This is a genomic window from Candidatus Flexicrinis affinis, assembly GCA_016716525.1.
In the GTDB taxonomy this organism is placed as follows: Bacteria; Chloroflexota; Anaerolineae; order Aggregatilineales; family Phototrophicaceae; genus Flexicrinis; species Flexicrinis affinis.
This window is the reverse complement of sequence record JADJWE010000006.1, coordinates 493,726-514,891: the sequence shown is the minus strand read 5'-3', so window position 1 is coordinate 514,891 and position 21,166 is coordinate 493,726. Positions and strand designations below refer to the sequence as shown.

The window sequence follows — 21,166 nt, the reverse complement described above, 5'->3', positions numbered from 1 at the left end:
GCGGAGGAAGCAGCATGACGGTGATGTACGATGTCGAAGCAGTGCGCGCACAGTTTCCTATTCTGTCGCGCGTGCATAACAGCGGTCAGCCGCTGATCTACCTCGACAACGCAGCAACCAGCCAAAAACCCGAGCGCGTCATCGAGGCGATGTCGCGCTATTACCGTGAGTACAATTCCAACGTTCACCGCGGTATCCACCAGCTCAGCGAAGAAGCGACCGCCGCCTACGAAGGCGCACGCAAGACAATCGGGCGCTTCATCAACGCGGCAAGCTGGCGCGAAGTCGTCTTCACGCGCGGCACGACCGAGGCGCTCAACCTCGTCGCCTATGCGTGGGGGCGCGCCAATCTTGGTCCCGGCGACCGCGTCGTGTCGACGGTTATGGAGCATCACGCCAACATCGTCCCGTGGCAAATTCTGGCGGCCGAGCGCGGCTTCGAGCTGGTCTTTGCGCCGCTGACGCCGACCGGCGAACTTGACATGGACGCGCTGGCGGCGCTCGTCAGCGGCGGGCAGACGCGCCTGCTGACCGTCACCCATGTGTCGAACGTGCTCGGCACGGTGAATCCGGTCGCCGAGTTGGCCCAGTTGGCCCACAAGCACGGCGCGCTGATCTGCGTCGATGGGGCGCAGGCCGTTTCTCATCAACCAGTCGATGTGCAGGCGCTCGACGTCGATTTCTACGCGTTCAGCGGGCACAAGATGTGCGGCCCGACCGGAATCGGGGTGCTGTACGGGCGGCGTGCGCTGTTGGACGCCACCCCGCCGTTCATGGGCGGCGGCGATATGATCGAGACCGTGCGGCTCACCGGCAGCACGTTCGCCCCGCCGCCGTATAAGTTCGAGGCCGGCACGCCGTCGATCGCGGAAGCGGTCGGGCTGGGCGAGGCTGTTGCGTTCCTTGAGGAACTGGGCCGCGAGCCGGTACAGGCACACGTCGAGCTGTTGACCGACTACGCGACCGAACGCCTCTCGGCGCTGCCGGGTGTGGCGTTGGTTGGCAGCCCGCGCACGCGCAGCGGAGCAGTCACGTTCACCGTCGACGGCCTGCATGCTCACGATGTCGCGCAGTGGCTCGATATGTCCGGGATTGCCGTGCGCGCCGGGCACCACTGCGCCATGCCGCTCCACACCGAACTCAAACTCACGGCGAGCAGCAGAGCCAGCGTCGCGCTTTATACCACGGTGGCTGAAATCGACGCGCTGGCAGAGCGGCTCGCGCTGGTTCAGAAGGAACTGCTGTAATGTTTTCCGCAGACGACTACCGCACGATCATCCTCGAAGAAGCGCGCAGCCCGCAGCACTATGGCTTGCTGAATCCGGCTGACTTCGACCACGAGGAACACAACCCGCTGTGCGGCGATCAAGTGCGTCTCACGCTGCGCGTCGACCCCGACGGCGTCATCCGCGAGGTGGGTTGGGAAGGTGCGGGCTGCGCCATCAGTCAGGCGTCGACGTCGTTCTTCAGCGATCACCTGCTGGGGATGACCCTCGATGACGCACGCCAGATCACGCGCGAGGAAGTGCTCGACATGATCGGCCTGCCGCTGCTGCCTAACCGTCAGCGCTGCGCCTTGCTGCCGCTCAAGGTGCTGCTGCTCGGCCTGCGTGACGTTGGCGGCTGGGAACAGGTCGAAGACTCGATCGGGTAAAACGCTTCTCCAAAGGTTTGCGCCCTCTGGACTCCCTTATCTGCGGATTTGAGCCGCACGCGGCTCAAATCCGCGCGTAAGGAGGTGCAGGAGTGCAAACTCCTGCCGGGGTTAGGGGCAGCGCCCCGACCTAAGGAATCTCCCACACCGGCAGGCCGGCGAGGATGCGGCTGAGGTGCTTGGAGAACTGCTCGCCGTCGACGGGCTTACCGAGAAAGCCGCTGAAACCGCGGCGGCGCGCGAGTTCGATTTCCGACGTGTGCACGGTATAGGCGATGATCGGCACGTCGTTTCCGAGGATGCGCTTCAACTCGGGCAGCAGGTCGAATCCACTCACCGCCGGCATTTCGATGTCGCAGAACACCACGTCGACCGGTTTCAGAGCCGCAAGGGACTCCAGTGCCTGATCGGGCCGCAGGAAGGAGGTGACATGCACGCCCTCCATGCGCAGCAGCGCCGTCAGCACCTCGATGTTGCTGCGGTTATCGTCGATGACCAGCGCATGACGCTGTGCCGCTGCCGCGCTAGGTGACATACCACACCTCGTGTCCGTTCAATAATCGTTCAAGCAGGCTAGGAAATACGTCGAAATCGAGCGGCTTGCCGATCGCGCCGTCGAAGCCGGACGACCGCAGCATATCGACTTCCTCGTTCATCACGCTTGCCGTTACGGCGATGACGCGCACCGACCGGAATCGTGTGTCCGCGCGCAGCATCTTCAAAACGGCGAAGCCGTCATGCGGGAGCATGTGGATGTCGATTAAGAAGAGGGCGGGGACTTGACCGAGCGTCTCCACGCGGCCGAGGATGTCGGCGCTGTCTGAAAACACGGTCAGCGACACGTCCGGTCGTGCGCCTTTAATCAGCCCGCGCAGCACGTCGGCGCTGAAGGGATCGTCCTCGATGCACACAATTAGAGGCGCGCTCACGTCGCGTCCTCCGCTTTGGGCAGCTTGGCGACGAGCACCTCGGAGGCGATCGGCAGATCGACCACGAACGATGCCCCGCTCGTGACGCTCGTATCCAGCCACAGCCGGCCTTCGTGCGCCTCCACGAGCTTGCGGGCGATGGGCAAACCGAGCCCGGTGCCGCTTCCGTGGCTTATCCCGCGCATTGTCTGCCGGAACGGCTCGAAGATGATCTCGGCCGTGTCCTGCGGGATTCCCGGCCCGGTGTCGGTCACCGTGATGCGTACCGCGGTGTCGTCGGCCGAGGCTTTGATCGTAATCGCGCCTGAGTCAGTGAATTTGCAGGCGTTGGACACCAGATTGAGCAGGATTTGCCGGATGCGCCGCCGGTCGCCAACGATAGCCGGCAGGTCGGCCGGCACGTCGCGCACGATCGTGACGGGCTTGTCAGCCAGCAGGGCTTCGCCGGCCGTTGCGGCGGCTTCGATCTCCGGCCCGAGCAGTACGCCCGGCTCGACAAACAGCGTCAGCATGTCGGATTCGATCTTGGACACATCGAGCACGTCGTTGATCAGGTTGAGCAGGTGTTTGCTGCTGGATACCGTCTTGTTCAGTGCGTCGAGCTGTTCGTCGTTGATGGGCCCCAACATGCCACTGGAGACGAACCGCGTGAAATTGAGAATGGCGTTCAGCGGTGTGCGCAGTTCGTGGCTCATGCTGGCGAGAAAACGGCTCTTCACGTTGTCAGCCTCGCGCAGGCGCTGCGCGGCGGTGACTTGTTCGGCGTACAGCCACACGCGCTCGACGGCGTTGGCGGTCAGTTCGCTCATGATTCGCATCAGGCGCACGTTGCGGTCGGAAAACGGGTACGGTTCGGCCCGGGTCAGCCACAACGAACCGATGACACGTTTCCCTAACTTCAACTCCGTGGCCATCAGCGCGCGGATCGGATGCCCCCGATTCAAGCGTCGAATTGGGTCCGATTGCAGCGTTTCGATGACGTCTTGCGGAATGTCGTGATCGAGCGCGCTGATGTCGGCGACCACCCGCACGTCTTGCGCCACGACCCATTCGCTCAAGGTACCGGTGCGGCCCTGTTCGGTGACCAGCGGCGTCGCGCCGTCAGGATCGTCAAGCCGCACGGTGTAGACGTCCGACTTCGTGGCGGTGTGTTCGTCAATATCGTCGAAGACGCTCAAGACGACCGAAAACCCGGGCACCGTCAAGTTGCGGGCGATCGCCCCGACGATCTCGCCGTAGGACTGCGCCGCGTTGATGTCGCGGCTGATGTGAAACCACTGCTCGCTCTCATGGATCGCGTCCCGCAGCTCGGCAGTTCGTTCGGTGATGCGCTCCTCAAGGCCGAGGTTGAGGTTGGCAATTTCGGCGCGGGAGGCTTCCAATTCGGCGTTGCGTTCGTACAGCGTTCGTTCGCTGGTTTCGGCGGCGCTCAGGTTGTCGAACAGGTATTGCAGCGTCAGCCGCTGCAGCACCGCAAACAGCGCAATAGTCGCAGCGAAGATGACAACGTCCTGCGGAACGGTCGCCAGATCGAACGTGACGACCACCACACCCGACATCTCGAGGTAGCCGATCAGCCCGAAGGTGAGAATCGTGAGGAGAGTGAACGCCAGCAGGCCGCGTGCGCCGAGCAGAAGCCCTGCAAACGACACCACGACAAACGTCCCGACGACGGCGACATCACGGATGCCTTCGCCGCGAATCATGGTGAAGGCGACCAGCAGCAGGATGACCGAGGGAATCACTACGCTGGGCAGGACAATCTGACCGCGCTTGACCAGCACCAGCATGGCGACCATCACAGCCTCGGTCGCCACGATTGCCCAGAACGACGCCCCAGCGAAATCGACCGCAATCAGCAGTGGGACGCCGGTCAGCAGGATAACCCAAAGCAGCCCATACAACATCCGGCCTCGCCGTCGTGCTTGACGATCGGCGAAGTCCGGCGGCATGAGCCAACTGGGGAGGCTTGGGCGACTGATCAACTGCGGGATGATCCGGCTACGTTACTCCGTCATTATACCGTTGTCGCACGTGTAGCTGCGCTTGACGTTGGCGTCTAGGCGCGTTTGCGGTTCAGGTTCACGATCGCCTTGTTGGCATTGGTGGCGATCCGCGGGTGATCGTGGCACAGGTACGGCTCAATGGTCGGGATCAGCGAACGATCGCCGCATGAGCCGAGCGCCTCGATCAGCGTGTAGGTCTCGACCTCGGACGTCGTGCTGTATAGGTGTGCGAGCAGGGTTGGCACGGCGCTGGCGTGGCCCAAGCGTCCGAGCGTGTTGACTGCTTCGATCCGTACCAGCAGGGCGACATCGTACAGGCTGTGATATACCAGCGGCAGAACGGTTTCGGCCGGGTAGTAACCCAGTGCATGAACCGCAGCTTGACGGACAAGCCACTGCGTGTCGAGCAGGGCGCGGCGGACAGCCGACAGCGCCGTTGTGGACGCGGTGCGGCCCAACAGCTTAACGATGACGATTTTCTGGCGCAGCGACACCGTGTCGAGCGCATGGATGAGTGCGCGAACGGCCTTCTCGCCATGGCGTAGAAGTTCCGTCTCTGCAACGCGCCGGGAGGCGCCGTCTGTCAGATCGAGGTCATCGATCCAGTCTTCGATTGCGACCATGTACTGCATTGACCGTCTAGTCTCTAAACATCGGACATCATGAAATCCATGATATGCGCAGTGTCGCGCCGCGTCACCTAGACTGCGGTCGTGTTTTTACCCTAGCCAACTGGCTAGGTACCCGCTCGCGGGCTCAGCGTTGGCTGACGACAGGCGTGCGTTCGCTGTGCTGCACCTCGGCGATCGCCTGATACGGTACCAGCATGATCGCCAGCAGCAAGACGAAGTTCACGACGGCGAACGCCACCCGCAGGGGAAGCCGGCGGTGGAAGGTGATGGGCGCGCGATACACCTCGCCCGGGCCTTCGAGCAGAAACACGATCAGCGCGGCGTGCAAGATGGTGTGACCGATGACCTCGACTTTGCCGAACACCAGCGTTGTCGTGAAGAACACCATCGTCACGACCAGCGCCAGCGGCCGTTCTAGCAGTCCGATAATCAGCAGGTACCCCAGCGAAAACTCGACGAACGCCGTGGCCTTGAGGAAGAACTCCGGGTCGAGGCCAAGCAGAAGCTGCGGGTTTTCGGCCAGGATATACAGTCCCCATTGCGGGTAGACCAGTTTCTCGAGGGCCAGCCACGCCAGCGAAAAGCCGAGGCTGAAGAACAGCGCGGGGGTCCGCAATCCCCGCAAGCGCGGCTGAGCAGCGCGATGGACCAGCAGATACACGCCGACGCCGACGAACACGAAGTAATCGAGCATGTAGAACACGCCGAACTGCGCGATCGCCAGCGCGTAGAGGGCAAGTACGCCCACGCCCGCCAGCGGCGACGTGACCGGGAACAGCAGCAGCCCGGCGACGGCGAACTGCGCCCACCCGATCCAACTTTCGGCAACCGCGAGGTCGGGGGCCAGCAGCGTGTTGGCCTGCCACGACAGCAGCAGCGTCGCGCCCATGCCGACGCGCAGCACGAGCGGAGCGTGGACTTTGCGCTCCTCGAACCACGCGATGATGTGTTCGTAAAACGCGCGCGAACTCAGGAAGCGGTCGATGAACACGGCCAGCGCGACCGCGCCGACGCTCAACGCCGCCAGCGCGAAGAACGTCGGGGACAGGGTTTCGCTTAGCGGACGGGGGGCATCGGCGAAACTGAAATCGGTAAACCATTTGACGTGGGCGAATGCGGTAACGGGTGTGATCAGCAGCAGCCACAGCACGGCCACCGCCTTCCAGTGCGGCTTGCGTTCCATCTCTCACCTCGGGACTAACAATACGTCTCAAGGCTGTAGTTTAACATCCTCGGCAATGGGAGAGGAGGTGGAGGGGTACGCCCGTTTGGCGCCTGCCGCGGCTTTCTTCTGCCGTGCAAGTTCGATCGTGAACGTGCTGCCTTGCCCGCGTGTGCTCTCGACGCGAATGGTGCCGCTGTGCAGGTCGACGACACGCTTGGCGATCGCTAGACCCATGCCAAGCCCGCCGATATCGCTCGAACGCGCCTTGTCGACCTTGTAGAGCCGCTCGAATATGCGGGCGTGTTCGGACGGATCGATTCCGATGCCCGTGTCGCGCACCTTGATTTGAACGGACTCCTCGTCTGCGACGACCTCGACGGCGATCGTGCCGCCCTGCGGCGTGAAGGCGATCGCGTTGTCGATCAGGTTCGACAGGGCCTTGAGCATATAGCCCTCTTCGCCGTTGATGTACACCGGCTCGTCCGGTACGGTCGCCGACACGGCGAGCCCGGCATGCTGCGCGGATTCGGCGGCGCGGTCGACGGCGTTCTGCGCGAGCACATTGGCGTCGATGAGGATCATCGACGGCGTCGACTTGTCGAGCTCGAGCATTGTCAGCAGGCCGTCGATCAGGCGGCTCAACCGCTGTGCCTGCTCGCCAATCGTCTCCAACCGACTGAGCTGATCAGGCGATTCGGCCTTGCGCTTGAGCAGGTATAAGCTGGTCTGAATGACCGACAGCGGCGTGCGAAAATCGTGGCTGGCGTCGCGGATGAAATCGGCCATGATGCGCATCTGCTCGCGTTCGAGCGAGAGCCTCAGTTCGCGCTGTTCGAGCTGCCGGCGTTCCGTGATGTCGGTCAGCACCGCGTACGAGCCGTCGGGTTGGCCGTTCACCATACGTGCGACACCGGTGATGATGACGTCGCGCAGTTCGCCGTCGGCGCGGCGAAGGCGGGCCATGTAGGTCGACGTGCGCCCTAACCTGCGCTGAGCGAAGTTCGAGTCATATTGAGAGACGCTCGCGTCGTCGTAGAACTGGCGCGCCATCTGGCCGACCAAATCGTCGTGTGCAATGCCGACCAGTTCCGCCATAGCCGGGTTGACGAACAAGAGCCGTCCGGTCCCGTCGACCACCGCGACGCCCTGACCGAGGTTGTCCATGATCGTGGTGAGGAAGTCGTGATTCGATTCCAGCTCGCGCTCGACCCGTTCACGGTAAATCGCTGCGCCGAGGTTGTCCGCGGCAAGCTGCAGCGCGTCGATCTCCGGGTCGCTCCACGAGCGCGAGTTCACGCAGTCGTCGAAGCCGATCATGCCCCACCACTCGTCCTGCACGTAGATGGGCACGACCACCAGCGAGCGGATATCTTGGCTTTCGAGAAGGCGGCGCTCGTTTTCCGGGAACTCGTCGATCAAGCCATATACCGGAAGCCGCCGCGACATCCGCTCATGCCAGCGCGCGAACCCGGTCTCGTGAACGTCGAGATCCTGCAGGTCGGGATTTTCAAACTGGGACGAGATGCCGGGGGCGCACCATTCGTGCGACTGAGACCACAGCACGCGCCCAAACGGACTGTAGTGCACACGGAACACATACACCCGGCTTACGTCTGCCGCCGCGCCCAACTGCCGCAGCAGTGTGCGAACCTGCAGTTCCCAACTGCCGGAGCGCAAGAACGCTTCCGAGGTCAACGTAACGGCGCGCAGCACCGCGTCACGCCGCGCCAGCTCGATTTCGGCACGCTTGCGCCGCGTGACGTCCGTGTACGTGCCGATCAGGCGTGCGCCGGATGAATGCATCACTGCGCCGCGAACCATCAACCAGCGTATGCCCACTCGGGCGGTAACGCGGAACTCGAGGTCGAACCTGCTGCTCTCCCCGCCGCGGCACGCTTCAATGGCCGCTGTGACGCTGTCGCGGTCGTCCGGGTAGACATAGCGCATGAAATCGTCGAAGACCGTCAAATCCTCGACGCCGGACGCGCGCAGCGCCTCGCGCATCGTATCGTCGATCACGAACACGCCGCGTTCGAGGTCGTACTCGAACACGCCGATGCGGCTGAAGGTGACTGCTTGGCTGAAGCGCGCATTGCTCTGGCTCAACTGCATGCGCGTCTGTTCGAGTTCGGACAGGTCTTGCGCGACCAGAATCATGCCGGTCGTCTCGCCGCCGCCACCGGTCAGAAGCGAGGTGGACATCGACACCGGCAGCAAGCGGCCGTCTTTGGTCTTGAGGCGGCGGTTAGTTTGTGTCACCGAGCGCCGTACCACCAGCGTCTCGATGCCAACCTGATCCTCTGGCAAGTCCATCATCAGCATCTTGAGCGGTTTGCCGTACAGTTCGCTCTCGGTATAGCCGAGCGTAGCCTGTGCGGCGGAATTGGAGCGCGCAATCGTGCCGTCGAGGTTGACCACGATCAGCAGGTCGGCCATCGAGCTGAGGATGGCTTCAAGCTGGCGTTCGCTGAACTGCACGACCTCGAGCGCCTCGGCGGTGACCTTGCCGATCTCTGTGCGCCGCTGCGAAAGGAAGACGATCAGCACGGTCAGGATCAGCATCATCGCGTATAGCGACGTCTCGATCACGAAAATCTGCGTGTCGTTGAGCAGCAGCAGGGGGCCGACGTTCAGCCCGACAATGATCTGAGAATTCTGAAGGAATAGGTAGATGAACCCGCCGAGTCCAAGTGTTAGCGCGCCGACCCACCCCGTCAGCGCGCCCACGCATATCGCCAGCGCGACGTGGTTGGCGGCGATGATATACAGGTTGACACCCATCAGGTCAGGACAGATCGTCAACGCCAGCCACAGCGAGAAGATTTGCAGCGTACTGCCGAGGCGCAAGTGACCGCGCGGGAGCAGATAGAGGGTCGAGAAACAGAAGAATAGGTTGCCGACGAGGATCAGGCGCTGGACGCTGACGAGCGTCGCCTGAACCTCGGGAAAAGGCACGATGGCGAGAACGATCAAAAAAGCGGTCGCTGCGAAGAGCCCCGCGTAGGCGACCGCCTTTAGCACACGGATCAGACGTGCAGATTGCTCATCCTCGATTGGAGGAAGAACAGGGAGGCGTCTCAGGAGGGATAACATTAGAAGCGGATGGCTCAGCTTGGCTCGTTCACGCGGAGATGATCCAATACCATAGTGTACAGCGGTTTTCGGCGTGATGGATAAGCGGCCGCCTTAATGCTTCTCTGCCTGCTGCCGCATTCGCCAACGCGCTGACAAATGGCGGGCGGAACGTCTATAATCCGTGCTATGGTGACCGACGACCACCGCCGTGTGCGGCCCCGCTGGCTTGCCGCGATTAGCCTTGCGGCCGCGGCGGCACTCACGGTGTTGGCCGTTCGCGCTGGCACGGCAGCCTTCGGCCCTCCGCCGGCATTCGATATCGTGTTCGGGGCATTGGGCGCGATGGCGATGCTGCTGCTGGCGGCGGCACTGTGGCGGAGGCGTCGTGGGGTCGCGGCGTGGGCCTTGGCACTGGCCGGTTGGAGTGGGTTGACCGCTGCTGTGACAGTGCGTCTGGCGCTGTTTGCCCGTGCCGATTACGATCGTGCCCGCCTGCCGTTTTTCGGCGTAGTTACCGTGACACTATTGGCGACCGCCGTGGTGGCCGGGTTATGGCACCGCCGCCGCGGGCGGCCGTCTTGATGGGAGTATGTTTATGACTTTGGTTGAGAAGGACACCATCCAACACGTCGACCCGAAGGTCGAGGCCCTGCGTGCCAAGCGCGCGCAGGCAATGGCGGGCGGCGGCGAGGAGCGCATCAAGCGCCAGCACGAAAGCGGGCGCAACACCGCACGCGAACGGCTCGATATCCTGCTCGATGCCGGCAGCTTTCGCGAGATCGGTGCATTTGTCGAACATCGGTCCAGCAACTTCGGCATGGACAAACAGCGTATCCCCGGCGACGGCGTCGTGACCGGCTGGGGTACGATCGACGGCCGCCTCGTCTACGTCTACTCGCAGGACTTCACGGTCGTCGGCGGCTCGGTCAGCGAGGCGCACGCGCAGAAGATTTGCCGCCTGCTCGAAATGGCGATGCGCAACGGCGCGCCGGTGATCGGCTTGAACGACAGCGGCGGCGCGCGCATCCACGAAGGCGTCGAATCGCTGGCGGGCTATGCCGACATCTTCCTGCGCAACACGATGGCCTCGGGCGTGATCCCGCAGCTCTCGGTCATTATGGGGCCGTGCGCGGGCGGGTCGGTGTATTCGCCGGCGCTCACCGACTTCATCTTCATGGTCAAGAACACCAGCTATATGTTCATCACCGGGCCGGACGTGGTCAAGCAGGTCACGCACGAAGAGGTCTCGTTTGAAGACCTCGGCGGCGCGAGCGTCCACAGCACCAAAAGCGGCGTGTGTCACTTCGTGGGCGAAAACGAGACCGAGACGCTGCTGATGCTGCGCCAACTGCTGAGCTACATGCCGCAGAACAATATGGAAGACCCGCTGTTCGTGGCGACGCCCGACGATCCGCTGCGGTCGGACCCGGCGCTCGACGCGCTGGTGCCGGACAGCCCGAACAAGCCGTACGACATCAAGGACGCGATCGACCGTATCGTTGACCACGGGACGTTCTTTGAGATTCAGCCCGACTACGCATCGAACATCGTGGTCGGGTTTGCGCGCCTCGGCGGGCACAGCGTCGGTATTGTCGCCAATCAGCCGATGGTGCTGGCCGGCGTGCTCGATATCCCGGCGAGCGAGAAGGCCGCGCGCTTCGTGCGCTTCTGCGACTGCTTCAACATTCCGCTGATCACCTTCGTCGACGTGCCCGGCTATCTGCCCGGCACCGATCAGGAGCATCACGGCATCATCACCAGCGGCGCCAAACTGCTTTATGCCTACTGCGAAGCGACGGTACCCAAGCTCACCGTCACCACCCGCAAGGCGTACGGCGGCGCGTACTGCGTGATGAGCAGCAAGCACATCCGCAGCGACGTCAATCTGGCGTGGCCGACGGCGGAGATCGCCGTGATGGGGCCGGAGGGTGCAGTCGAGATTATCTACCGGCGCGAGCTGCAAAAAGCCGAAGACCCGGTGGCGCTCAAAGCCAAGCTGGCGGCCGAGTACCGCGAGAAGTTCGCTAACCCATACATCGCGGCAAGCCGCGGCTTCGTGGATGACGTGATTGAACCGCGCGACACGCGTGCCCGCCTGATCAACGCGCTGGGCGTGCTGCAGAACAAGCGCGACGAAAACCCGCCCAAGAAGCACGGCAACATCCCGCTTTAGGGAAGTGCTGAGCGCTGAGTGGCGAATGCTGAAGGGTATAGGACGTCGCTCCCCACGCGCTGTCGCAGGGATATGACATGTGTGTCCGCGTCGGAGCGAAATGCGCTGGCGGCTGGTGTTGATTGAGGTACAAACATGACCGCTAATGATCTTCAATTGCCAATCGACTTGGTCGATCTGGTGATTGCCGCGCACCGAGCCGTTCGTCGGTTACGGGATACAAAGCGCGCGGATTTCGACACAAATCCTCTCTCGCCGCCTGACTCGGTCGACCCGGGCGTATGGGAGGATTAGCCTACCCGATGACCAAGTTCCAAGACCGCGGATACCTCACCGGCCAGCAGTACAGCGGCGCTCAGAACCTCGCCGCGCGTATCCGACTGCACGAACGCTTCACGGTCAACAGCGTCGGCCTCTACCAATGGCTGTTCGACCTGCTGCTAGCGGCCGCCGGATCGACCGCGCGCGTGCTGGAAGTCGGCTCTGGGCGTGGCGACCTGTGGTTGAGCAACCGCGCGCGCATCCCCGACGGGTGGCAGATCACGCTCACCGACCTCTCCGACGGCATGCTGGCCGATAACCGCGCGCACCTCGGCGAACTCTCCGCGCGCTTCGGCTATCGGCAGGCCGACGCCGCGCATTTGCCGTTTGACGACGGCGCCTTCGACCTGATCGTCGCCAACTACATGCTGTATCACGTGCCTGACCTGCCGGCGGCCGTGCGCGAACTGCGCCGCGTGCTGGCCCCCGGCGGCGTGCTGATGGCCGCGACCAACGGCCACAACCACATGACCGAGATCAATCAAGCTGTCGAGCAGTCCGGGCTGATGGACGGGGCGGTGCAGCTCGGCATTATGAACGTTCGGCTGGCCTTCGCGCTGCAAGACGGGGCGGTGGCATTGGGCGCGGCGTTTGGCGACGTGCAGCGGCTCGACTTCCCCACCGAACTGCGCGTGACCGACGCGCAGGCGGTCATCGACTACGTGGCGTCGATGCTGGACGATGGGGGAACCGGCGCGCTCGAACCGCTGCGGCCGATCGTGGAGCGGCACATCGCCCGTGACGGCGCGTTCAGGATCACGAAAGAGACCGGTGTGTTTTTGGCGCGTTGACCGCGGTAAAGTCTGTCGGCGCGTATAGATTGCTTTGGAGTTGACGATGTTGGGCTTGATGCAAGACTACCCGCTTACGATTGACCGCATCTTGGAGCACGCCCGGCGCGTTCACAGCCGGCAGCGCGTGATGACCTTGCTCCCGGACGGATCACTACACACCACCACCTATGGCGAGATGTATCCGCGCATCAAGCGGCTGGCGAAGGCATTGGTCAAGCTCGGCGTCGAGCCGGGCGACCGCGTGGCGACCTTCGCGTGGAACACCTATCAGCATTTCGAGCTGTACTACGCGATTCCCGGCGCGGGCGCGGTCTGCCATACTCTTAACCTGCGCTTGTTTCCCGATCAACTCGCGTACATCGTCAACCACGCCGACGACAAGATCGTGTTCATCGACGGCACCCTGATCCCGCTGTACGAGCGTTTCGCCGACCAAACGCCCAACGTCCAGCACTACGTGTTAATGAACGCACCGAAGGGCACCGAGACCAAGCTCCCGAACGTGCTGTACTACGAAGACTTGATCGCCGGCAGCGACGACGATTTCGAGTGGCGCTCGACCGACGAGCAGATGGCCGCCGGCATGTGCTACACCAGCGGCACCACCGGTGACCCGAAAGGCGCGCTCTATTCGCACCGGTCGACGGTGCTGCACGCGATGGCCGCCAATCAGGCGGCGGTGCTGGGCATCAGCGAACGCGACGTCATCCTGCCGGTCGTGCCGATGTTCCACGTCATGGCGTGGGGCATTCCCTACGCCGCGCCGATGGCTGGAGCCGCGCTGGCCATGCCCGGGCCGCATCTCAAGCCGGAGCCGCTGGCGAATTTGATCGAATCGCAGCGGGTGACGATCGCCGCCGGCGTGCCGACCATCTGGAACGCGCTGTATCAGGAGGTCAAGGCGCACCCGCGCGATCTCCGCTGCGTGCGCAGCCTGATCGTCGGCGGGTCGGCCATGCCGCGTTCGCTGACCGCCGCCTACGAAAGCGAGTTGGGCGTCAACGTTCTGCACGCATGGGGCATGACCGAGATGTCACCGATCGGCACGGCCAACGTGCTGCGCGCGGCGCAGGAGTCGCTCGATCAAGACGCCAAGTGGGACATCAAGGCGTCGCAGGGCATCCCCGTTTTCGGCGTCGAGATGCGCATTGTGGACGAGGAAGGCCGCGAACTGCCGTGGGACGGCAAGAGCATGGGCGAGCTGCAAGTGCGCGGCCCGTGGATCATCAAGCAGTACTTCAAGCGTGATGTCGCGCCGGAAAGCTTCACCGAGGACGGGTGGTTCCGCACCGGCGACGTGGTGACGCTCGACCCCGACGGCCTGATGACGATCAAGGACCGCACCAAAGACCTCGTCAAGAGCGGCGGCGAATGGATCAGCACGGTCGAGCTGGAAAGCACGATCATGGGCCACCCCGACGTGCTCGAAGCCGCGGTGATCGCCGTGCCTGACGCGCGCTGGGCCGAACGCCCACTGGCGGCGGTGGTCGCGAGGCCGGGCTCCGACTTGACCGAGCAGGCTATTATGGAGTACCTCAGCACGAGGGTCGCCAAGTTCTGGCTTCCCGACACCGTGCTGTTCGTGACCGAAATTCCGAAAACCAGTGTCGGCAAGTTCGACAAGAAGACCCTGCGCCGCCGCTACGCCGAGGGCGAACTAAGCTAGACCACGGCCCATCAGCCAAAGGAACCCGTGCATGAGCGAAACCCTGAGCATCAACAAGATTCTGATCGCCAACCGCGGCGAAATCGCCGTCCGCGTGATCCGCGCGTGCCGCGACCTCGGCATCCCGAATGTCGCGGTGTACAGCGATGCCGACCGGGCCGCGCTGCACGTGCGCTTCGCGGACGAAGCCGTGCACATCGGTCCGCCGCCCGTGCGCGAGAGCTACCTCGACATCGACCGCATCATCGCCGCGGCCAAGAAGACCGGCGCCGACGCGATTCATCCCGGCTACGGCCTGCTCTCCGAGCGCGAGGCGTTCGCGCAGGCGTGCGCCGACGCGGGCATCATCTTCATCGGGCCGCCGCCGGGGGCGATCCGCACGATGGGCGACAAGCAGGCCGCGCGCGAGGCGGTCAAGAAATACGGCGTGCCGGTCGTACCGGGGACGGAACCGGGTATGCACGACGACGAGATCATCGGTTTTGCCGAGCAGCACATCGGCTTCCCGCTGATCGTCAAGGCGGCGGCAGGCGGCGGCGGCAAGGGCATGCGCGCCGTCTATTCGCTTGCCGATCTGCCGTCGGCGCTGGCGACCGCCCGCCGCGAGGCCGAAAGCGCCTTCGGTGACGGCCGTGTGTATGTCGAGAAGCTGCTGGTCGGCGCGCGGCACATCGAGTTTCAGGTCCTCGCCGACATGCACGGCAACACCATCCATCTCGGCGAGCGCGAGTGCAGCATTCAGCGCCGGCACCAGAAGCTGGTCGAGGAAGCGCCGTCGCCGTTCATGGACAGCGAGCTGCGCAAGCGCATGGGCGACATGGCGATCGCCGCAGCGCAGTCGGTCGGGTACGTCAACGCCGGCACGATCGAGTGCCTTGTCGACAAGGATCGCAACTACTATTTCCTCGAGATGAACACGCGCTTGCAGGTCGAGCACCCGGTTACCGAACTGGTCACCGGGGTCGATCTGGTCAAGGAGCAGATTCGCATCGCGCGTGGGCGGCGCATGGGCCCGACCGAAAGCGAGCTCGATCCGAAGGGCTGGGCGATCGAGTGCCGCATCAACGCCGAAGACCCGTACAACGGGTTCATCCCGTCGGTCGGCAAGATCAACACGTTGATCACCCCGACCGGCCCCGGCGTGCGCGTCGATCACGGCGTGTACAGCGGCTACGAGATCACGCCCTACTACGACAGCATGATCGCCAAGCTGATCTGCTTCGGCGAGACGCGCAGCGAGGCCATGCTGCGCATGCGCCGTGCGCTCAACGAGTACACGATCATGGGCGTCAAGCACAACATCCCGTTCCACATTAACCTGCTCAACTCGTTCAGCTTCATCGGCGGCCAGTTCGACACCAAGTTCGTCGAGGAACGCTTCTCGATGACGACCTACGAGTCCGACCCGAGCGAGGAGGAGATCGAGCACGCCGCCATCGCCGCGACGCTCGTCGCGCACCGCTCCCAACAGTTGGCCGCGCAGGTGGTCGCCCCCGCCAAGCGCGACGCCAGCAACTGGAAATGGTTCACCCGCTACGAGAGAATGCACAGATAGGAATCAGGATTCAGTTGTCAGTAGAAGTCGGTCGGCGCGCGGTACGGAGCGCAAAATGAGCAGAAGTGAGAGAGATGGGTTTCAAGAGCTGCTTGTCTGGCAGAAGGCGCGTCATCTCACACGTGCAATCTACGAAAGTTCGCGAGACTCGGCGCTCGGGCGTGATTTGGGATTGGCGTCTCAGATGCAGCGGGCGGCTGTGTCCATAATGGCAAACGTCGCGGAAGGCAGTGAGCGCGGCCCACGAGAATTTGCTCGCTTTCTCTCCATAGCCCAAGGTTCGTGTGCAGAATTGCGCTCTCATTTGGTCGTCGCCAATGATATTGGCTATCTGAATACCAGCGGATTTGAGACGTTGGACAACATGGCGGTAGAAATCGGTCGGATGCTCGCAGGTCTCCGTGCTTCCGTCATCCGACGCATCGATTCGTCGAATACGAGCCGTGAGAGTATTGACAAATGAGTGCTGCTTACCTGACAGCTTCACTGAAGACTGACTACTGATCACTGGAAACTATCGATGAAATATGTGACGACCATCAACGGCAAGAAGTTCGAGATCGACATCCGCAACGACGGCTCGGTGTGGGTCGACGGCAAACGACGCGAGGTCGACTTTCTGGCGCTCGGCCCCACGCTGTACTCCGTCATCATGGACACCGTGCAGCATGAGGTGGTGGTCGAAAGCCACGACGAAGACGTCGAAGTCTTGCTCAATGGTCGGCTGTACAGCGGCACCGTGCTGGACGAGCGCACCCAACTGATGCTCTCACGGCGCGGCGGCCCGGCGGCAGACAGCGGCGAAGTCACGCTGCGTGCGCCGATGCCCGGCCTGATCGTCAGCATCCTGTGCGCCGAGGGCGACACCGTCGAGGCCGGCCAAACCCTCGTGATCCTCGAGTCGATGAAGATGCAAAACGAGCTTAAGGCGCCGCGCGCCGGCACCGTCCAACGCATCCACGTGGCGCAAGGCGCGACCGTCGAACAGCGCAAAGTCCTCGTGACCCTGACCTAGCAATCAGTTGTCAGAATTCAGTTATCAGGTTTCGAGAATCAGTCACCGGCCAATGTGAGTGTGCACTCACTGAAGACTGAATACTGTCTACTCCGTAATGGCGGCTATGTACCGCTCGGCAGAGCGGCGGACGACGGCTTTGGCGTCGTGCCGGACGATACTGTCGAACCATCCGCCGTAGATGCGGTCGAAGGCGAACGGATCGACGGCCGCGACGATGTGCCGCACCGCCGACGCGTTCAACGGGATCATGTTCGGGTAGCTGTACATGAACGACACCCAACCCCGATCCTGCGCAACCTGAATCGTATCGCCCGTGAGCAGCGCGCCGCGCCCGTCCGCGCCCGCCGGCCAATGCAGCACGGTACTGCCGGTAAAATGCCCGCCGCAGCGGATCAGCGCCAGCCCGGCGGGGAGCGCGAAGATCTCGGTATCCCAGTAGCGAATCTGCGGCGCGGGCCGCTGCACGTACTCGCGATTGGACTCGTGCAGGTAGATCGGGACGCCGCCGAATGCCTCGCTCCAGTCGACCATCGTGCCGTACAGATGCGGGTGCGATCCGGTAATGGCGACCAGCCCGCCAAGCGCCTTGACGGCCTCCACGGTCGCGTCGTCCAGCAGGGAGATGCAGTCCCACAGCACGTTGCCTTCCGGTGTCTGGACGAGCAGCGCGCGCTGCCCGATGGCGAATCGCGGCTCGGTGCCGATGCCGGTGAGGTTCGGCTCGTGCGAACGGACGACGTTGTGATGTGTCTGCCGCATGGCGTCTGGTGTCGTCCACTGCTGGCCGTTGTGGCCGATGTACTGCCGGTCGTCTTCGCAGATCGGGCAGTGGGCGGGCGGCGCGTCCGACTCGGAAAACTGGTTACCGCACGTTACGCAGATGAAATTGGGCATGATGTGATCCCCCGTAGTGGCCTACAAAACAGTATACGCCTGACGGAAATGACTCGCGGCGCCCACGTACGTCTCGTAGGGCGCCCAGCCGCGACTTCGTTTGTGGATCAGCCGCGCGGCACCAGTTTGATCGTCGTGGCGCGCACCTCGGGCGTGAGCATCGGCTCGACGTACTGCGGATACCGGCGGTATTTTGTGCGGTATAAGGCATCGATCTGATCGTTGATGCCGGTGTCGGTTTCATCGACGAACGTCACGTCCTTTTCCACGCCGCCGGCCCAAACGCGGCCAGCGTGGTGTACCTTCGCTGCGCGGTACCACCCGCCGCTGCTCCCCCGATACGAGCGCACGTACAGATCGTCGCCCACCTGAACGACCCAGATCGTCACCCGCCGGGTCAGCGTGCCGTCGTCGCGCAAAGACGCGATGTCCAGCTCTTCCGCCTCCGCAATCCGGTTTCGTTCTTCGCTGGTCCACGTTGTCATGGTCTGAATCCTCGTTCCGACGGTTGTCAGTTTCTCAGTACTCGACACTCATCACTTCCAGCTTCCTACTTAGTACCGGTTGCCGAGTACGCTGATCTTCGACATGGCATCCGCGATTTCCGCGAGATCGCTGGGCGTCAACTGGATATCTACCGCGCCGTTGTTCTCGTCGAGGCGATCCAGCTTGCGGCTGCCCGGGATGGGCACGATCCACGGCTTTTGCGCCAACAGCCATGCCAGCGCAATCTGCGCCGGCGTTGCGCCATGCTTGGCTCCGATGCGCTCGATCAAATCTACCACGGCGCGATTTGCCTTGATCGCTTCCTGTGTGAAGCGGGGGTTGCGCGCGCGGATGTCGTTGGCGGCAAACGTGGCATTCTCGTCGATTTTGCCGGTCAGGTAGCCGCGCCCCAACGGGCTGTAGGGGACCAGCCCGATTCCAAGCTCCTCGCACGTTGGCAGGATCTCCGCCTCGATCGGTGTCCACCAGATCGAGTACTCGCTTTGCAGCGCGGTCACGGGCTGAACGGCGTGCGCGCGGCGGATGGTCGGCGCATCTGATTCCGATAACCCGAAGTGCTTGACCTTGCCCGCCTGAATCAGATCCTTGACCGCGCCGGCGACATCTTCAATCGGCACGTTCGGGTCGGGCCGGTGCTGGTAGAACAGGTCGATGGCGTCAACCCGCAGGCGTTTGAGCGAGGCCTCGGCCACGCGCTTGATCTGCTCCGGGCGGCTGTCGAGGCCGGTGCCGGGGGTCGGCCCTTTGTCGCCGTCGTGCTTGAAGCCGAACTTGGTGGCGATCACGACTTCGCCGCGGAATGGTTCGAGCGCCTCGCCGACCAGCTCCTCGTTGGTGAACGGCCCGTAGACCTCCGCCGTGTCGAAGAACGTGATGCCGCGGTCGACCGCCGCGTGGAGAAACTCGATCATGTCCTGCCGGGTGCCGATCGGCGCGTCGCCGAAGCTCATCCGCATACAGCCGAGGCCGAGGGCGGAGACTTCTAAACCACTGCTGCCTAGTGTGCGTTTCTGCATTTCGTTGCTCCCTTGTAGATTACAAAACTAGCTTTTCTGAACCTTGCCTAGCGTTCGATGATCGGCAGAATTAGCCGGGACGGGTGATCCGCATCGTGATACACGCGATTGATCGCCGGTCGATACTTGTCGGCGGTTTCGCTTGTGATGTCGCCCCCGGTGTTGCTGTTGCGGTCGAACCGTGGGAAGTTACCGCTCGACACTTCCAGCCTAATGCGATGACCCGGCAAGAAGACGTTGGCTGTCGACCACAGATCGAGCCGCAGCTCATAGATCGTGTCCGGTTCGAGCAGTTCGGGATGGACAAGTGAATTGCGATAGCGTGCGCGGAGTATGCCTTCGGTCAAGATCATGGCCCGCCCGTCCGGGAATACGTCGACGAGTTTGCCTGTGAAATCCGTGTCCGGGGCGGAGGACGAGACGAACAGCCGCAGCTCGATACGTCCGGTCACTTCAACCGGCGCATCGAGCACCGGCGTGCTGTATACGAGTACATCGTCGCGAAGCTCGACCGTACGTTGATCGCGCGGGCCAGCGGCGTTGCCGCCCGGCAGAATGACCTGCCCGCCGACGGTCGGGACGGGTCGCAGCGGATTGAACAGATACACATCTGCCGACTCTTTCGCGGGCATTTCGGTCGATAGAGTGCCATCCCCGTTGAGTGTGTTGGCTTGACCACCGCTGTGCAGGAAATAGTCGCGGTACTGCGTGTCCGGCAGCGGCCAATCGATCTCCGAACGCCATTCGTCGACCCCCATTACGAAGATCATCACCGGCGGTTCGCGATCCACGCCGTTGTCGACGCCCTTCAGCCAGCGATCGAACCAGCGAAGCTGGATACCTGTCAGGTCGATGGCGTCACTGCTAGCGGCTGCGCCAAATTCGCGCTCCCGGAAGCTGCCGCTGAAATTCATGTGCGACCACGGGCCGATAATGACGCGCTGATTCTCGCGGGCAAGCGGTGTGCCGCCACGCGCTTTCATGCCGGTATAGAGGTCTAGCGTGTCCTGCTGAAATGCGTCGAACCAGCCCCCGATATTGAGCGCCGGAACGTAGATTTGCTCGTAATGGATTGTCGGTGAGATGGCATCCCAGTAGCTGCCTGACGTACCGTGCGCCAGCCACTGCTTGTAGAAGGACGCGAATCGCGCGATCAAGGGATCGCTCGCCAGCGGCAGTTGACCAAAGGCCGCGTCTACTTCGAGCTCGTATTCGAAGTCTGTCGGCAGGTCGCCGCGCGTGATCTGCCGCTGAATCTCGGCGGGGACGATGTTCGCCACCACCCAGCGCAGGTCGTGAAGCACCTTCGCGCCACCCTGAAACACCATGCTGTTGCGGGGGTCGGAGGGGGTGATCGATGGCGCTATCGCACGCAGGCCGGGGGGCTGTTGAGGCGCGGGCAGCCACTGGGTGCCACCAAGATACGAGCCGCCGAACGTGCCTATCGAACCGTTTGACCACGCTTGTTGACTAACCCACTCAAAGGCGTCGAAGCCGTCGTTAATCTCCTGAATGTGCGGCGTAAATGTCCCTTCCGACGCATAGCGGCCGCGCACATCCTGAACGACGACCACATACCCGGCCTGCACGGCACGCATGACATCAAGTGACCTTACGAGGTCGCCGTCCTTGTTGTAAGGCGTACGGGCGACAAGCACCGGAGCGGGTGCTGCCCCACCCAGCCGATACACGTCGGTTGCGAGCAGCACGCCGTCACGCATCGGCACCATGATGTTCTTTTCGATGGTTATCGTTGTCATC

19 protein-coding genes are annotated in these 21,166 nt (G+C 63.0%); 9 read left to right on the top strand and 10 right to left on the bottom strand.

Annotated elements, in window-relative coordinates; translation table 11 throughout:
- Window positions 1-23: 23 nt before the first annotated feature.
- Together IPM16_17450 and IPM16_17445 are read left to right on the top strand one after the other, a co-directional pair.
- Window positions 24-1,247, top strand: coding sequence for a cysteine desulfurase (locus IPM16_17450; GenBank protein MBK9124886.1), 1,224 nt, complete (start codon window positions 24-26; stop codon window positions 1,245-1,247).
- Window positions 1,247-1,654 (top strand): iron-sulfur cluster assembly scaffold protein, encoded by a 408-nt coding sequence (locus IPM16_17445; GenBank protein ID MBK9124885.1) that lies wholly within the window; start codon window positions 1,247-1,249, stop codon window positions 1,652-1,654. The genes IPM16_17450 and IPM16_17445 overlap by 1 nt, the downstream gene beginning before the upstream one ends.
- Before the next feature lie 130 nt (window positions 1,655-1,784).
- On the opposite strand, the gene IPM16_17440 is transcribed toward IPM16_17445, so the two are convergent.
- The 6 genes from IPM16_17440 to IPM16_17415 form a co-directional block, all read right to left on the bottom strand.
- On the bottom strand, window positions 1,785-2,189 hold the full coding sequence (locus IPM16_17440; protein ID MBK9124884.1) for a response regulator: 405 nt from the start codon (window positions 2,187-2,189) through the stop codon (window positions 1,785-1,787).
- Window positions 2,179-2,583: a response regulator gene (locus tag IPM16_17435; protein ID MBK9124883.1), complete on the bottom strand. Its 405-nt coding sequence runs from the start codon at window positions 2,581-2,583 to the stop codon at window positions 2,179-2,181. The genes IPM16_17440 and IPM16_17435 overlap by 11 nt, the downstream gene beginning before the upstream one ends.
- On the bottom strand, window positions 2,580-4,568 hold the full coding sequence (locus IPM16_17430) for a HAMP domain-containing histidine kinase (GenBank protein MBK9124882.1): 1,989 nt from the start codon (window positions 4,566-4,568) through the stop codon (window positions 2,580-2,582). Before IPM16_17430 ends, IPM16_17435 begins: the two co-directional genes overlap by 4 nt.
- 74 nt (window positions 4,569-4,642) lie before the next feature.
- Entirely contained in the window at window positions 4,643-5,212 is a 570-nt protein-coding gene (locus IPM16_17425) for a HEAT repeat domain-containing protein (protein MBK9124881.1), read from the bottom strand.
- 133 nt (window positions 5,213-5,345) lie between these two features.
- The gene (locus IPM16_17420; protein MBK9124880.1) at window positions 5,346-6,404 is read right to left on the bottom strand and encodes a DoxX family membrane protein; all 1,059 of its coding nucleotides are present in this window, start codon (window positions 6,402-6,404) and stop codon (window positions 5,346-5,348) included.
- A 27-nt stretch (window positions 6,405-6,431) separates the two neighbouring features.
- A complete protein-coding gene (locus tag IPM16_17415; protein MBK9124879.1) occupies window positions 6,432-9,359 on the bottom strand; it encodes a PAS domain S-box protein in 2,928 nt (975 codons plus the stop codon).
- Between the two features lie 258 nt (window positions 9,360-9,617).
- On the opposite strand from IPM16_17415, the gene IPM16_17410 reads away from it, so the two are divergent.
- From IPM16_17410 to IPM16_17380, 7 genes are all read left to right on the top strand, one after another.
- Entirely contained in the window at window positions 9,618-10,043 is a 426-nt protein-coding gene (locus IPM16_17410) for a hypothetical protein (protein ID MBK9124878.1), read from the top strand.
- A gap of 13 nt (window positions 10,044-10,056) precedes the next feature.
- Window positions 10,057-11,634 carry a methylmalonyl-CoA carboxyltransferase gene (locus IPM16_17405; protein ID MBK9124877.1) on the top strand — a complete coding sequence of 526 codons (1,578 nt, stop codon included), beginning with the start codon at window positions 10,057-10,059 and terminating at the stop codon, window positions 11,632-11,634.
- A gap of 302 nt (window positions 11,635-11,936) precedes the next feature.
- The gene (locus tag IPM16_17400; GenBank protein MBK9124876.1) at window positions 11,937-12,746 is read left to right on the top strand and encodes a class I SAM-dependent methyltransferase; all 810 of its coding nucleotides are present in this window, start codon (window positions 11,937-11,939) and stop codon (window positions 12,744-12,746) included.
- Window positions 12,747-12,792: 46 nt separating this feature from the next.
- Entirely contained in the window at window positions 12,793-14,415 is a 1,623-nt protein-coding gene (locus IPM16_17395) for a long-chain fatty acid--CoA ligase (protein ID MBK9124875.1), read from the top strand.
- Between the two features lie 31 nt (window positions 14,416-14,446).
- The gene (accC, locus tag IPM16_17390; GenBank protein MBK9124874.1) at window positions 14,447-15,970 is read left to right on the top strand and encodes an acetyl-CoA carboxylase biotin carboxylase subunit; all 1,524 of its coding nucleotides are present in this window, start codon (window positions 14,447-14,449) and stop codon (window positions 15,968-15,970) included.
- A gap of 55 nt (window positions 15,971-16,025) precedes the next feature.
- Window positions 16,026-16,433 carry a four helix bundle protein gene (locus tag IPM16_17385; GenBank protein ID MBK9124873.1) on the top strand — a complete coding sequence of 136 codons (408 nt, stop codon included), beginning with the start codon at window positions 16,026-16,028 and terminating at the stop codon, window positions 16,431-16,433.
- Between the two features lie 57 nt (window positions 16,434-16,490).
- The gene (locus IPM16_17380) at window positions 16,491-16,985 is read left to right on the top strand and encodes an acetyl-CoA carboxylase biotin carboxyl carrier protein subunit (GenBank protein MBK9124872.1); all 495 of its coding nucleotides are present in this window, start codon (window positions 16,491-16,493) and stop codon (window positions 16,983-16,985) included.
- Window positions 16,986-17,072: 87 nt separating this feature from the next.
- Here IPM16_17380 and IPM16_17375 read toward each other — a convergent pair whose 3' ends face one another.
- The 4 genes from IPM16_17375 to IPM16_17360 form a co-directional block, all read right to left on the bottom strand.
- Window positions 17,073-17,882, bottom strand: a complete 810-nt coding sequence (locus IPM16_17375; GenBank protein ID MBK9124871.1) for an MBL fold metallo-hydrolase — start codon at window positions 17,880-17,882, stop codon at window positions 17,073-17,075.
- A 107-nt stretch (window positions 17,883-17,989) separates the two neighbouring features.
- Window positions 17,990-18,367, bottom strand: a complete 378-nt coding sequence (locus tag IPM16_17370; protein ID MBK9124870.1) for a DUF2255 family protein — start codon at window positions 18,365-18,367, stop codon at window positions 17,990-17,992.
- 69 nt (window positions 18,368-18,436) lie between these two features.
- Window positions 18,437-19,405, bottom strand: a complete 969-nt coding sequence (locus IPM16_17365) for an aldo/keto reductase (GenBank protein ID MBK9124869.1) — start codon at window positions 19,403-19,405, stop codon at window positions 18,437-18,439.
- Between the two features lie 47 nt (window positions 19,406-19,452).
- The gene (locus IPM16_17360) at window positions 19,453-21,165 is read right to left on the bottom strand and encodes a CocE/NonD family hydrolase (GenBank protein MBK9124868.1); all 1,713 of its coding nucleotides are present in this window, start codon (window positions 21,163-21,165) and stop codon (window positions 19,453-19,455) included.
- Window position 21,166: the final 1 nt, after the last annotated feature.

Coding starts and splice junctions, on each gene's coding strand:
- IPM16_17365 (MBK9124869.1), bottom strand. CDS start 19,405: ATGCAGAAACGCACACTAGGCAGCAGTGGTTTAGAAGTCTCCGCCCTC.
- IPM16_17385 (MBK9124873.1), top strand. CDS start 16,026: ATGAGCAGAAGTGAGAGAGATGGGTTTCAAGAGCTGCTTGTCTGGCAG.
- IPM16_17450 (MBK9124886.1), top strand. CDS start 24: ATGTACGATGTCGAAGCAGTGCGCGCACAGTTTCCTATTCTGTCGCGC.
- IPM16_17360 (MBK9124868.1), bottom strand. CDS start 21,165: ATGACAACGATAACCATCGAAAAGAACATCATGGTGCCGATGCGTGAC.
- IPM16_17400 (MBK9124876.1), top strand. CDS start 11,937: ATGACCAAGTTCCAAGACCGCGGATACCTCACCGGCCAGCAGTACAGC.
- IPM16_17380 (MBK9124872.1), top strand. CDS start 16,491: ATGAAATATGTGACGACCATCAACGGCAAGAAGTTCGAGATCGACATC.
- IPM16_17405 (MBK9124877.1), top strand. CDS start 10,057: ATGACTTTGGTTGAGAAGGACACCATCCAACACGTCGACCCGAAGGTC.
- IPM16_17445 (MBK9124885.1), top strand. CDS start 1,247: ATGTTTTCCGCAGACGACTACCGCACGATCATCCTCGAAGAAGCGCGC.
- accC (MBK9124874.1), top strand. CDS start 14,447: ATGAGCGAAACCCTGAGCATCAACAAGATTCTGATCGCCAACCGCGGC.
- IPM16_17375 (MBK9124871.1), bottom strand. CDS start 17,882: ATGCCCAATTTCATCTGCGTAACGTGCGGTAACCAGTTTTCCGAGTCG.
- IPM16_17425 (MBK9124881.1), bottom strand. CDS start 5,212: ATGGTCGCAATCGAAGACTGGATCGATGACCTCGATCTGACAGACGGC.
- IPM16_17395 (MBK9124875.1), top strand. CDS start 12,793: ATGTTGGGCTTGATGCAAGACTACCCGCTTACGATTGACCGCATCTTG.
- IPM16_17410 (MBK9124878.1), top strand. CDS start 9,618: ATGGCGGGCGGAACGTCTATAATCCGTGCTATGGTGACCGACGACCAC.
- IPM16_17420 (MBK9124880.1), bottom strand. CDS start 6,404: ATGGAACGCAAGCCGCACTGGAAGGCGGTGGCCGTGCTGTGGCTGCTG.
- IPM16_17440 (MBK9124884.1), bottom strand. CDS start 2,189: ATGTCACCTAGCGCGGCAGCGGCACAGCGTCATGCGCTGGTCATCGAC.
- IPM16_17370 (MBK9124870.1), bottom strand. CDS start 18,367: ATGACAACGTGGACCAGCGAAGAACGAAACCGGATTGCGGAGGCGGAA.